We start from the raw sequence: 14,572 nt of genomic DNA, 5'->3' as shown, positions 1-14,572 counted from the left end.
CAAACTTGAACATCGATGCCGTCAGCGTCACGAACAAGGACGGCAAGATCGAGCATGCGGGCACGGGCATCTTGAATCTGCAGGCGGGCGTGCTGGACAACAGCAAGGGACGCATCACCTCCGCCGCGGCGGCCGACATCGTCAGCAAGGGTGTATTGAACAATACCGATGGCGTGATGGCAGCGACTGGCGACTTGCATGTGGGCGGCGTGAATATCGACAACACGCGCGGCGTCTTGCAGGCGGATATGTTGCGTCTCGATGCGGCGACCTTGCTGAATCAGCAGGGCACGGTCAGCGCCGGCATGGACCTGACTGCCAAAATCAGTGGTGACCTGAGCAACGCCGGTCTGCTGTATGCGGGCCGCAGTCAGCAACTGACGGTGGGTGGTCTGTTGAACAACACGGGATCGATTGCTTCCGTCAACAACACCCATATTACGGCTGGCAAAGTCACCAGCAGCGGCTTGCTGAGCGCTGGCGTGAAAGCGGACGGCAGCCTGGGCATGGCAGGTGATCTGACCATCAATGCCGATGGCGTCTTGCAGGCGAGCGGGCAGAACCTGGCGGCGGGTAGCGCTCAGTTGACAGGCGCATCGGTCGATTTGTCGGGTAGCCAGACTGGCGCGGCAAACATCGCCATCACGGCAAATACTGGCGATGTCGTGACGAATAAGGCGGTGATTTCCGCCAGCAACGTGCTGGCCATCACCGCCAACGCGAACAACGCCCAGTCACTGGTGAATAGCCAGGGCCAGCTGGTCGCGGGGCAGTTGCAGCTGAACGTGGCCAACTTGAACAACGCCAGCGGCGAGATCGTGCAGACGGGTACCGGCGACACCGTCATCACCACCGGCAAGCTGGACAACACGGCAGGCCGTATCGCCGTCAACAGCGAGAACCTGGCCCTGAACGCGACGGTGCTGACGAACGTCAATGGCAAGCTGGAGCACGCGGGTGCGGGGCTGCTGGCCATCAACGCGGGCCAGTTCCTTAATCAATCCGGCAAGATCACGGGCAATGGCAAGCTGGATATCACGGCAGCCACCTTCGACCACCGCAATGCCACGACGGTGGCCAATCAGCTGACCATCAACGCCGGCAGCCTGGACAACCGAGCCGGCAGCCTGGCGCAGACAGGCATCGGCCTGATGACGGTGAGCGCCACCGGCCAGCTGGACAACACGGGCGGCAAGATCGAAGGCAATGGCGATGCGCTGGTCAAAGCCCAGGTATTACTGAACAACACGGGCCGCATCGTGGCGGCGCAGGATGCCGGGCTTACAGTCGGTAGCCTGGACAACACGGAAGGCACGGTGGCCGCAGGACGCCATCTGGCATTGTCCGGTGGCGATATCGACAACACCAAGGGCCAATTGCAGGCAGTGGCCGGCAATGCCACCTTGAATGTGGCGAACTTGAATAATACCGCAGGCAATGTGTTTGCCGGCGCCAACTTGAACGCCACCTTGGCTAGCCTGGACAACACCGGCAGCCTGTACGCAGTCGGCAACCAGACTTTTACCGCCAGCGGCGCTATCGTCAACACGGGCGTCATCGCGGCACAAGGCAACAACAGCATCACGGCAAAGACGCTCGACAGCAGCGCCAGCAGCTTGCTCGGTGCCGGCATGCAGGCCGATGGCAAGCTGGGCACGGCTGGCGACCTGACGATCAATACCACGCAAACGCTGGCCGCGCATGGCCAGAACCTGGCGGCAGGCAAGGCAACGCTGACGGGCGCCAGCGTGGATCTGGCAGGCAGCCAGACCAGCGCCGCGAACATCGGCCTGACGGCAACACAGGGCGATGTCAGCACGAACAAGGCGGTGGTGACGACGCCAGGCACGCTCAACATCACGAGCAATGCCACCTTGCACAACACGGAAGGTACCTTGCAGGCGGGTCAGCTCGACCTCCATGTGGGAAACTTGTACAACACCAAGGGCAGCGTGATCCAGACGGGCACGGGCGATACCGTCATTCAGACGGGCAATCTCGACAACAGCGCCGGGCGCATCGCCGTCAATAGCGCCAATCTGACTCTGGGCGCGGCCACCTTGACGAATGCGGGCGGCAAGATCGAGCATGCGGGTACCGGCACCCTGGCCATCACGGCAGCGACCTTGCAGGGCGCCGGCGGCAGCATCATCGGCAATGGCGCCGTCGATCTGAAGGCAGGTTTGTTCGACCATGCCAACGCCACCACCACGGGGCGTACCCTGAGCGTGCAGGCAGATAGCCTGAGCAACCGGGGCGGCCATCTGCTGCAGACGGGCGCGGGCGGCATGACGGTGGCCGTCACGGGCCAACTGGACAACGCAAATGGAGAGATGGCCGGCAATGGCGCCTTGTCGGTGCAGACCGGCAGCCTGGACAATACCAAAGGCAAGATCACTTCGGCCACGTCCGCCGACATCGTCAGCACCGGCGCGCTCGTCAATACCGATGGCGTGATTGCGGCGGCAACCGATCTGCACGTGGGCGGCGCCATCGACAATACGCGCGGCTTGCTGCAGGCGGGCACTGGCGCCTTGCGCCTGGATGCGGCCAGCGTGCGCAATGCGCAGGGCACGCTCAGCGCGGGCAGCGATATCATAGCCAAAGTCAGCGGCGACGTGCTCAACGCAGGCGTGCTGTATGCGGGGCGCAACCAGACCCTGGAGATCGGCGGTGTGCTGAGCAATTCAGGCTCGCTGGCCGCCCTGGGCAATACGACAATCACGGCAGGACAACTCAGCGGCAACGGCCTGCTGGCGGCCGGCATGCGTGCCGATGGCAGCTTTGCCTCGGCCGGTGACCTGACGGTGACGGCCCGTGGCGCCTTGCAGGCTGGCGGCCAGAACATGGCGGCCGGCCAGCTGCAATTGACGGGCGCGTCGGTCGACGTGGCTGGCAGCCAGAGCAGCGCGGCGAATATCGGCTTGACTGCCTTGGCGGGCAATGTGACGACCAGCAAGGCCGTCGTGTCGACCAATGGTTTGCTGGCCATCACGGCCAATGCCGCCAACGGGCAGGCACTGGTGAACCAGGGCGGCAGCCTGAGTGCGGGGCAATTGGACCTGCGCGTGGCCAAGCTGGACAATGCCAAGGGTAGCTTGATCCAGACGGGCACGGGCGATACCGTCATCGAAACGGGGGCGCTGGACAATACGGGCGGGCGCATCGCCGTCAACAGCGCCAACCTGCGCCTGCAGGCGGGCGACCTGACGAATACGGATGGCAAGATCGAACATGCGGGCAAGGGCGTGCTGGAGATCCGCGCCACGAATCTGTATGGCCAGCGGGGCCAGCTGACGGGCAATGGCGCGCTGCAGGTGGCGGCCAATTACATCGATCACCGCAATGCCAGCCTGCTGGCGCAGCAGGTGAACGTCTCCGCCGGCACCCTCGATAATCGCCAGGGGCAGATCACGCAGCTAGGCACGAGCGCGGCGACAGTGCTGGCCAGTACGCGCCTGGACAATAGCGGCGGCAAGATCGAAGCGAACGGCAATGTGCGCGTGGAAACGGGCGAGTTACTCAACGACCACGGCCGTATTGCATCCGCGCAGGACGTCAATGTGGCGGCGACGGGCAAACTGGACAACACCAGCGGCGTGATCATTGCCGGGCGCGACCTGACGTTGGCCGGTGGCAAGGTGGACAATACACTGGGTCAGCTGCAGGCGGCGGGCGGCAATGCGCAGTTGACGATGGACGAACTGCTCAACGCACAGGGCAGTATCGTTGCCAGCGGCAATCTGACGACGACGGCGGGCAGCGTGAGCAACAGCGGCAGCCTGTTTGCTGGCGCAGAACAGGTGCTCACCGTGACGGGCGCGCTGGAGAATACCGGCGTGATCCTGGCTCAGGGCAACAACACCATCAGCGCCAACAGCATCAACAGCGGCGCGGCCAGCCTGATCGGCGCTGGCGTGAAAGCCAATGGCAGCCTGCAAACGAGTGGAAACTTACAAGTCACGGCGCAGCAGGCGCTGGGTGCGCATGGGCAAGTGTTGGCGGCAGGCAATGCTGTCCTGAACGGCGGCAGCGTCGACCTGGGCGGCAGCCGCAGCAGCGCCGGCAATATCAGCCTAACGGCCAGCGTGGGAGACGTCAGCACCAGCGGCGCCGTGGTCACCACGCCGGGCGCCTTGACGATCACGGCCGGTGCGAATAGCCAGACTTGGAACAACCAGCGCGGCGATATCAGCGCCGGCCAGCTGGCCGTCACAGCCGGCAACCTGAACAACCAGCAAGGCAGCATCGTGCAGACGGGGGCCGGCAATATGGCCATCGACCTGACATCGCCAGCGGGCGTGCTGGACAACACGGGTGGGCGCATCGCCGTCAACAGCGCCAACCTGGGCCTGAAGGCGGGTACGCTGACGAATACGGATGGCAAGATCGAGCATGCGGGCAGCGGCACCTTGAACCTGCAGGCCACGCAGCTGAACGACCAGCGCGGACAGATCACGGGCAATGGCGCCCTGGTCGTCACGGCCGGCACCATCGACCACCGTAACGCCAGCACCATCGCGCAGCAAATCAGCGTGACGGGCGCGACCCTGGACAATGGGGGCGGCAACCTGACGCAGCTGGGCAAAGGCGATACCAGCATTCAACTGACGACCAGCCTGGCCAACCAAGGCGGCACCATCGCCAGCAACGGTAACACCAATATCGTCGCACCGACCCTCAATAACCAGGGCGGCAAGCTGCAGGCGGCCGGCACGGCCAACCTGACGGTCACGGCAAGCAACGTGCTCGACAACAGCCATGGCGGCGCCATCGCCGGCGGCGGCAATGTCGTGCTGGGGACGGGAACTCTGCTGAACCAGGGCGGCAGTGCCACGGCGGGAGGGCAATTGACGGCAAATGTGGCGCAGGCATTCAACAATGCGGGCGGCATGCTGGCGGCCACGGGCAATATGAGCGTGAACGCGGCCAGCGTCGACAACAGCGCCGGCGGCAAGCTGGCTTCGGTGCAGGGCCTGTTGACGGTCACCTCCACGGGCGCCACCGTCAACGACGGCGGCACCATGCAGTCGGGCGGCGACATCATCTTGCGCAATGGCGGCCTGTCGAACGGGCTGGGCACCATCGCGGGCGCGAACGTCACGCTCGATACGCACGGCCAGGTCTTCAACAATACGCAGGGCACCTTGGCGGGCGCAGGAACCGTCAACTTGCAGACGGGCATCCTGGACAACGAAGGCGGCTTGCTGCAGTCGAGCGGCGCCATGACCATCGATACGCACGGCAACGCTTTACTCAACACCAATGCGGGCGCGTATGCCGTGCGCCATCCGGGCAGTGCCGGCGGTATCAGCAGCGGCGCAGGATTGACCCTGCAAACGGGCAACTGGAACAATGCGGGCGGCTATCTGGGCGCGGCAGGCAACATCACGGGCAGCGTGGGCCAGCTGGATAACCGTGGCGGCCAGGTCGTCGGCAAGTCGGCGCTGGATTTGACCCTGAGCGGCTTGCAGAACCAGGGCGGGCAAATCCAGGTGCTGGACACTATCGGCCTGAACGCCGGTGGCGGCAGTATCAACAACCAGCAAGGCTTGATCCGTTCCGGCGCGGCCGTCACCGTGACGGGCGGCGCCATCGACAACGCCAGCACCCTGGGCGCGAACCAGGGCATCGAAGGCGTGCATGTGATCCTGAACAGTGCCAATGTCAGCAATGTGCAGGGCGCGGTGCGCGCGGATGGCAACCTGGCAATCAACAGCGCAGGCAGTATCAACAACACACTGGGCATGCTCAGCGCCGGCAGCACGCTGTCGTTGCAGGACACGGGCCCCGGCCGGGGACTGGCCGTCACCAACTCGGGCGGCACCATCATCGGCGGCCAGCGCACCGACATCCGCGCGGGCAGCCTGAGCGGCGATGGCAAGGTGTTGTCACAGAAGGATCTGGCGCTGGACCTGGCCGGCAACTTTACGCTGAACGCGGGCGCCGAGATCATGGCCAACGGCAATGCGGATATCACCATCGGCGGGCAACTGGCCAATGCCGGGAAAATCCAGGCGCTCAGCATGCTGACCCTGGGCGCGGCCAATTTCGACAATACCAGCACGGGCGACATCAATGCGGGCACGACGCGCGTCAACGTCGGCGGCGTATTGAACAACCGCGGCGTGATCGACGGCATCAACACGGAACTGAACGTGGGAACGCTGAACAACCTGGGCACGGGCCGCATCTATGGCGACCATCTGAGCATCGCCGGCGGCACCGTCAACAATGACGTGGAAGGCGGCGTGGCAGCCACCATCGCGGCGCGCACCCGCCTCGACATTGGCGTGACGACACTCAATAACCGCGAACACGGCCTGATCTTCAGCGGCGGCGATATGGCGATTGGAGGCTATCTGGACGGCAACCGCATCGCCACGGGCTGGGCGGGATCGGTGACGAATGCAAGCGCGACGATCGAGGCGTTGGGGAATCTGGAGATGGGGGCTAGCCGGGTCAATGTACTCAACAACCATTTGGTTGTTGATAAGGGCAGGGAGACGACAGAAGTAGTTTCTGAATATCAGGTGGTGGGTCCTAAGGACGGAGATGTTTTTGACGGCACCGGATATGCCACCAGCGATCCTGGAATAAAGGTAATTGGAAGCCCTTATACCCAAGGGAATATTATGCTTTTGAGAACGCCCGATGGTAAAGGTTTTGATCGTTTCTGGAAACGGGAAATTACCCGTACTACAGTGGAAAGTGTCATCCTGAGTTCAGATCCCGGCCGGATTATTTCCGGTGGCAATATAAAAATCAGTTCCAATGCGATTGTTAATGACAATAGTCATATTCTTGCAGGCGGCAGGCTTGATATAGATCGGGCGATTTTGCAGAACACGGAGACAAAAGGAGAAAAAATTGTTCGCGAAATAGGGAAAGTGACAAAGTTCGAGATCCTTAATAATTCGCAAAGTCAACAAATGACATACACATTTGTGACGCAGATCGATACGACCAAGATGCTTCCATCTACCTCTCCGAGTACCGCCCGGAATGAGGAGTTTACGAAATCGACAGGACAGGGAACGAAGCCGGCAAATGCTTCCGTCTCCGGTATCAGTGGCGGTATAGAGCGGACAGGCGGTGCTGCAGGCAATGTCAGCGTGTCGACAATTAGCCTGGGTTCGGTTGGCGTTGGCAGTTCTGCTGACCTGAACGGCAAGGGAATCGGTCGCGTCGATGGCGGCAATACCGTCCAGACTACCGACCGCACAGGCAATCCTGCCACCGATGCGGCAGTTGGCGTCACGCCAGGCAGTCAAATTTCTGCTGCGACAGGTCTGGCTGCAGAGACAGCATCGGCATTGAACTATGTTTCGAACGGGGCGGCGGGTGTTGTCGCGGCGCAAGGTGCTGCGGCTGCGTCGGGTAGCCATGGCGCGACCGGTAGCGCGCGCACGGGTGATGCGGCCCGCACCGTCGCAGTTGACACTGTGTCCAACGCGCGTGTTGATCCTGCCAACGGTGGCGGCCAGCATGGAGGGGGAGTCGATGCGACCTTACTGGCGCGCTCGTCGGTGGGGACGGCTACGGCCGTGCCCGGTGGCAATGGCCCCGGCAGCGCTCATGGCGGAGCCATCGGCCAGGTTGGAGATGTGGGGAGGGTGACTTCGACTCAGTTGAGTGGCATTGCAGGCATCGAGGCTAACCCGCACACCGGGCTCGCTACCGTAGCTGGGGCGGGCATTACGGGCGATCAAGTGCAGGGCAAGAACGGGCCAGGTGGTATCGCCGATGCCAGTACGATAGGCCGGGCCGGCGAGATCGCAACGCTGGCGTCATCGTTTGTCTCTGGCGTAGGCGGCGCGCAAGCGCCGGGTGCGGCTGAACTTGGTTCCGTTACTCGCGTTGGTATAGCGGCAGTTCCGGTTGAGGGAGGAACTGGGCCAGGTAGCGCAGCAAACGCCGGGACAATCGGGCAAGGCGGTGCAGTCGGACAGTTGGCTACGAAGGCCGTGGCTGCGGCTGAAGGAGCGCAAACGGGCGCTGCGACAGGCTTGAGCCCGCTGAAAGACGTGGCAATCGCAGCCTCGACAGGCAGTGCTGCAAACGCAGGCGCTGTCAGTAGCGAGGGACAGGTACGCATGAATGGTATTACCCAAGTGAAACTGGGTAATCCTTCCACACGTGCGCAAGTGGTACGGACAACGGGTTCATCCCTGCAAATTCCAAATGCCAGCCTGTATCAAATCCGGTCCGCGCCATCATCCCGCTATCTGGTGGAAACCGATCCGCGCTTTGCCAGTTACCGGGAGTGGACAGGATCCGATTATTTGTTAAATCAAATAAAAAACGATCAATCTGTGACGCAAAAGCGCCTCGGTGACGGATTCTATGAGCAGCGCCTGGTGCGCGAGCAAGTTGCAGAGCTGACGGGACAGCGTTTCGTGGGCGATTACACCAGTGACGAACAGCAGTACAAGGCCCTGATGGATCAAGGCATTGCCTTTGCCAAGCAATGGGACCTTCGTCCCGGCATTGCGCTGACTGCGGAGCAAATGGCGGGGCTGACCAGCGATATCGTCTGGCTGGTGGAACAGGAAGTCATGCTGGCAGATGGCAGCATGCAAAAAGTGCTGGCGCCGCAAGTGTATGTGCGCGTGCGTGAGGGCGATATCGATGGACAGGGTGGATTATTGGCCGGCAAGGAGGTCAACCTGAATCTGGAAGGCGATTTGGTCAATAGCGGTACGATTGCGGGACGCACGATCGTCAAGCTGAATGCGGACAACATCGAGAATATGGGCGGGCGTATTAGTGGTGACGCCATTTCCGCTACCGCTAGAAATGATCTGAACAACATTGGCGGCACCATATCGGCGAACAGCGAATTACTAATCAGTGCAGGCCGGGATGTGAATGTAAAAACATCCACGCAATCCCTGGATAGGGACGATGGGAAAAACAGCCTGAGCCTCACCAGCCTGGATCGTTTGGCTGGCCTTTATGTGACCGGTGACGGAACAGTCAACGGCGGGAATTTGCTGGTGTCCGCTGGCCGTGATGTCAATATTGCGGGTGCATCTATTGCTAACACGGCAAATGGGGGCGGTATCGGCATTGCAGCTGGCCGCGATATCGCCGTCACGACAGTGAGTAGCCATAGCGAGCAGCGGATGGAAGGCTATGCAGGGCGCTACACGACCGACTCGTCAGTCAAGGAAACGGGCAGTAATATCTCCGCTGCAGGCGATATACGCATGAGTGCCGGTGACAATATCCTGCTGAAGGCGGCAGGTGTCCATGCTTCGGAAACGTTGCAGCTCACTGCCGACCGCAATATCGTTATGTCTACGGCACGTGATACAGAAACGCATCAAAGCTGGTATGGCAGCGTCTCGACTAAGAATAGCAGTCAGGGAAGCGAGCTGGGCGGCAAGCAGATCGTCGTGCTGGCGGGCAATGACATTAATAATGTTGGCGGCCAGGTGATCGCGACCGATAAACTCGTCGCCAGTGCAGGCCGCGATATCAACGTGGTGAGCAGCACCGTCAGCAACGCCAGCGAGCGATGGACGGGCAATACGTCGACCAGCACCACCATCGGCTCGACGGCAGGCATGTACGTGACGGGCACGGACCAAGGCAATGCCCTCGTCGTCCAGGCAGGGCGCGATGTGACGGTGACGGGCGGCGTCATCGCCAATGCCGGCGTGAATGGCCAGACCAGCGTGATTGCTGGCAATAACCTGACCTTGAATACCGTTACCGTGGCCTCTACCCAGAATGACCTACGCAACGCTGACAATTACAGCAAACAGAGCAAGACCAGTGAAATAGGCAGCCAGATCATGGGCGCCGGCAATGTCAATCTGCAGGCGGGCCATGACCTGCTGGCGCGCGCGGCCGACGTGCAGGCGGGTGGCACCTTGGGCCTGGTAGCGGGCAATGACATCAGCCTGGTCAATGGTTTCCAGAACGAAGTGACCGATGTTGCCAGCAAATCGACGAAGAAGGGTTTCTGGAACAAGACCACGACGACCAAGCATGACGTGGTCGATACCACCACTGCGATTGGCACCTCGCTTGGCGGCAGCAGTGTGACAGTGCAGGCGGGTCGCGATCTGCAAGTCACCGGTTCGAGTATCTTGAGCGACGACGCGACGCGATTACTCGCGGGCAACAACATCACGATCGACGCGGCCACCAATACCGTATACGAGCTGCACCATTCCAGTACCAAGAAAAGCGGTTTCATGAGTAGCGGTGGCATCGGCTTCAGCTATGGCACCAAGACCACGACCGTAGACCAGGAACGAGATGCCACCTTGCAAAGCGGCGAGGCGCGCAGTTCGATCGGCGCCACAGGCGGCGCGCTGACGATGGTCGCTGGCAATAACGTGACGATAGGCGGCAGCGATATTCTTGCCGCGACGGACCTCGACATCATCGGCAAGAGCGTCACCATCAAGCCTGGCCAGGACAATGAGAAGGGGAAATTTGAAGTCAAGACGACGCAGGATGGCTTGACCCTGGCCTTGGGCGGCAGCGTGATCAGCGCCATCCAGACCTTGCAAACCATGAGTTCGGCGGCCAGCACGGCCAAGGATGGTCGCGTCACTGCCATGGCGGCGGCGACCACTGCCATGGCGGCGAACGCTGCGGCCAAGGACATGATGAAGGAAGGCGGACCAAGCGTCAGCATCAGCCTGACGGCGGGCCATTCGGAAAGCATCCAGACGCAAAACACGGCCAGCACGACGCACAGCGGCAGTGTGCTGACAGGCAACAACATCAACATCACGGCACTGGGCGGCGGCAAGGATAGCAACATCAATATCCTCGGCAGCGACTTGAACGCGAAGAACGATATCCGCCTGCATGCCGACAACAACGTCAATCTGCTGGCGGCGCAGGATACAGAAAGCCAGCACAGCAAAAGCTCGAGCATGAGCGCCTCGGCTGGCGTGGCGGCCAGCGTGAGCAGCAAGGGCATGTCCTTCGGCTTCACTGCCAGCGTCAGCGGCAGCAAAGGCCATGAGGACGGCGACGGCACGACGCAACTCAATACGCATGTGAATGCGGGCGACAAGCTGGTGATCAGTAGCGGTGGCGATACCAACATCAAGGGCGCCGTGGCCAGCGCCAACCAGGTGATTGCCGACATCAAGGGCAATCTGAACCTGGAAAGCTTGCAAGACCTGGCCAAGTTCGACAGCAAGAGCCAGAGCATTTCCGCCAGCGGTACGGTGGGCTTTGGCGCCAGCGTCAGCGGCAGCTATAGCCAGAGCAATATGCACAACGACTACGCCAGCGTGCAGGAGCAAAGCGGCATCAAGGCGGGCGATGGCGGCTTCCAGATCAAGGTGGGCGGCAATACGGACTTGAAGGGAGCCGTCATCAGCGCCACCGAGGCGGGCAAGCTTGACAGCAGTCTGATTACTTCAACCCTGACGCACAGCGACATTGCCAATCATGCGATATCGAAGGGCAGCAGTGTGGGGGTGTCGGGTGGTATGTCCTTTGCTGGCACGGGCACACGAAATGAGAACCTGACGGATGTCGGTGGCAAAAAAGATGCTACTACGGCAGGCCTGCCAGCTATCGTTTCCCTCAGCGAAAATTCCACCAGCACGACCCGTAGCGGTATCAGCGGCGGCACAATCGTCATCACCGACGATGCGGCTCAGCGCGCGGCGACGGGCAAAGGCGCGGATGAGAGTATCGCCGGTGTGAACCGCGATGTGACGACCGGAGTGGATAGCAGTGGCAAGATCGGCAATAATTTCGATAAGGCCAAGTTGCAGGCGACGATGGATGTAGCCAAGGCTTTTACGGAGGCCGTCGCCCCACTGGCAGCAAAGGAAATTGGCGACTTTGCCGGAAAATATCAGGATGCGGCGCAAATTGACGCTGATAGTTTTGCTGCTGCGGCGAAGAAGGCCGAGACGGCTGGCGACTATACCGCAGCAGCAGAGTTCACTGCATTGGCAAAGCAGTCGCAAGAGAAGGCAGCGGCATGGGGTGATGATGGCGCATATCGCCTTGCACTGCATGGTGCTACGCAGGGCATGATCGGTGCATTATCGGGTGGAGGATCCGGTGCTATAAATAGCGTGGTAGGTGTCGCGGGTGGCAATCTTGGACATCGTTTAGGCGCTGAGTTGGGGGCCAAGGAGGCTGAAAGATTAAAGTTGACAGGTACGGCGAAGGATGAGTTGATCAATAGTTACCAGCAAATATGGTCTGCTGTCGGTGGGGCGGTTGCAGGGTTGACTGCGGGAGGCATCAGTGGGCAAGATGGCGTTGGCCTGCTATCGGGAGCGGCACAGGGGGGCGCCAGCGCTAACACCGTGGATTCCTACAACCGCGAGTTTCATGATAATGAAAAACGCTTGCTTAAGGAGTTGAAAAATGGCAAAAGCGAAGCGGCGCAACGAAGGTTAGACGATGCAGCATGTGCTTTGGTCCATTGTTCCAATCAGTTGTCGGATGCCAATCCTGAGAAAGCAGCGTACCAAGCACAAGAGGTGCGCGGAGCTTTGTATCTTGACGAGAAGCGTATCCTCGAAGCTACAGGGCAGTTTAAATATGATTTAAGCGGTCACGGAGGGGATTTCAGGCGGGATTTCGTTCTCCGCTCTCACGATGCAGTGACTCAGTTGGGTAAATCGACATTAAAATATGTCGTTGACACTGCGGTTCTGACATTCAAGCAAGGTGGGGCCAATACTGGAACGACGGGTCCATGGGATTTTCCCAATGATTTGGATGGTCCAAGTGGCCCGAGTGCTGGCGGCGTGTTGGTATTGCCTCGATTTTATTGTTTGCCTCCACTTTGCGTAGTTTCAAAGGGATTGCCAGCAATTATTGGCTCGCCTAGTTATCAGCCTGGAAATGTAATTTTTTCTAGTAGTGACGAGTCAAGTGACGATAAGAGAAATGACAATAATTCAGGGGTAAATGGAAGCTCTTCAAGTAACTCTAATTCTGGAAATGCAAATTCCAATTCGCAGATTTCAATCAATTACAAAAATGGCATCGAGTTTGAAAAAAGCCTTATTGATGAACTTAAACATGTTGGTGCGGAGAAAAATAATACAGCGATAACTGTCAGGTTGGCGGACGGGCGTGAGGTTAAGACAATTGTAGATATAAGCGGGAAAAATGTTGGAGGAATGATTGAAGCAAAAAATGTGGTTGATTTATCTCTGTCACCTCAGTTTAGAGCGCAAGTGCAAATTGCACAGGAGACTGGACAACCACTCAATCTGGTAGTTAGTCCAAGAAATAAAACCATATCCAAGAATCTTGTTGCTGAAATTAAAAAAACGGGTGGGGAAATATACGTATATGATCCTGTCGCAAAAACCATTAAGAAAATATAATCGTCATGAAAAAGTATATAAAAATTAATGTCAGAACAAAGAGCGAGACAGTTAATTGGCGTATTGGGGAACATATTTTAGATAGTTTGTGTGAATTTCAAGGAAATCTCCTTCCTGAGCAAATTTCTCATAATCCTGATAAATTTGATGCACCGTTTCTTGGAAAGAAATGTGTTGAAAATTTCTGGGCGACTCCTGTTACTTTGAGTTATAGCGGAGGGACATTTGAAGTTGCGGACACATTTGCCTGGCGGCGAAAAAAATCGGTGAAATCTTTGGGTTATGTGACTCATACAAAGAGAAATATAAAATCTCAGATTGTTCCTGGGGAAATCAGCTTTACTTCGGACTACGCATCGAAAGTAAATTTTTATGAATTATTTAAGTCGTGGTGTTGTATTCTTCCTCCGCAAATTGGCATGCTACATTTATTTGTTGAAGAAGAATTGAAAGATCTTGGGCGGTACGATAGCTTTCGTTTGGGATCCTTTAATGCTTCACTGAATCCGGAAATTTGCGGGATAGGATGGGCTATGTACTATGGTCCTGATTTTTGTAAAGATATCGATATTCAAAAATTAGAAGAATCAGGATTTTTTGTGGAAAAGATTGGTGATGGATTTATTGTTAGAGTGACGCAAAACATTGCGGATGTTAATGATAATTTCGCTATTTTTTCGGAGCGGCGCGAAGAAATGAGGAAATTGTTTCCTCAAAATTTTTTCAAAGGCGAAGATGATGAATGAACAGGACTAGGACCCGGTCCGTCATTCGTGAGGGCCGGAGGGCCGGGGTTAGATACCGTCTTGAATGACAAGTCCTTTTGCCCAGTAATGCGCATCGAAGGGCCTGTCAGAGTGGATCACGCCATAGATCAGATGGACTAATTTGTGCATGATTGCGCCAATCACTGTTTTTTTTCGCCATGCCCGTTGCAGACAAGCGTTCGGCAAAACGGCAGAGAATGGGATTGTGGCGGCGTGCGACCAAGTTGGGCATGTAAAGCGCCGCGCGCAGCGAGGTATTGCCGGTACGACTGGTCATACTGCGCCCCTTCACTGAAGGCCATTTCAAATAATCGAACTTTGCAGTAACTAGGCACGCCGTCGGGACCGCTGCATGATGCGCGTTCAATTTGCTGCTGTTTTCAGTGCGTGCGATTTGTTGGTTGGCTACATGTTTAGTTTCGTGCGATCATATTCCTCGTCGCAGCATGGCCCTGTTCCGGGCCA

5 protein-coding genes and 2 pseudogenes are annotated in these 14,572 nt (G+C 58.5%); 4 read left to right on the top strand and 3 right to left on the bottom strand.

Going from position 1 to position 14,572, the window contains the following annotated elements; genetic code table 11:
- Positions 1-176: 176 nt before the first annotated feature.
- Positions 177-305 (top strand): annotated as a pseudogene (locus AC54AF_RS25840) (hypothetical protein); the annotation flags it as partial.
- Positions 306-580: 275 nt separating this feature from the next.
- Here the strand turns inward: AC54AF_RS25840 and AC54AF_RS25835 are convergent.
- The gene (locus AC54AF_RS25835) at positions 581-976 is read right to left on the bottom strand and encodes a hypothetical protein (protein ID WP_496638851.1); all 396 of its coding nucleotides are present in this window, start codon (positions 974-976) and stop codon (positions 581-583) included.
- A gap of 175 nt (positions 977-1,151) precedes the next feature.
- On the opposite strand from AC54AF_RS25835, the pseudogene AC54AF_RS25830 reads away from it, so the two are divergent.
- A pseudogene (locus AC54AF_RS25830) lies at positions 1,152-1,313 on the top strand (hypothetical protein); the annotation flags it as partial.
- On the opposite strand, the gene AC54AF_RS25825 reads toward AC54AF_RS25830, so the two are convergent.
- Entirely contained in the window at positions 1,236-1,922 is a 687-nt protein-coding gene (locus AC54AF_RS25825) for a hypothetical protein (protein WP_496638850.1), read from the bottom strand. The pseudogene AC54AF_RS25830 and the gene AC54AF_RS25825 overlap by 78 nt on opposite strands.
- A 9-nt stretch (positions 1,923-1,931) precedes the next feature.
- On the opposite strand from AC54AF_RS25825, the gene AC54AF_RS25820 reads away from it, so the two are divergent.
- Positions 1,932-13,340 (top strand): hemagglutinin repeat-containing protein, encoded by an 11,409-nt coding sequence (locus AC54AF_RS25820; protein WP_496638849.1) that lies wholly within the window; start codon positions 1,932-1,934, stop codon positions 13,338-13,340.
- 5 nt (positions 13,341-13,345) lie between these two features.
- Positions 13,346-14,086: a hypothetical protein gene (locus AC54AF_RS25815; protein WP_489210192.1), complete on the top strand. Its 741-nt coding sequence runs from the start codon at positions 13,346-13,348 to the stop codon at positions 14,084-14,086.
- A 106-nt stretch (positions 14,087-14,192) separates the two neighbouring features.
- On the opposite strand, the gene AC54AF_RS25810 is transcribed toward AC54AF_RS25815, so the two are convergent.
- Complete coding sequence (locus AC54AF_RS25810; protein ID WP_496638848.1) at positions 14,193-14,384, bottom strand: hypothetical protein; 192 nt, start codon at positions 14,382-14,384, stop codon at positions 14,193-14,195.
- Between the last annotated feature and the right edge of the window lie 188 nt (positions 14,385-14,572).

The sequence above is a fragment of the Janthinobacterium sp. JF4 genome (genome assembly GCF_059617925.1).
This window is presented reverse-complemented; position numbering and strand designations above follow the sequence as displayed.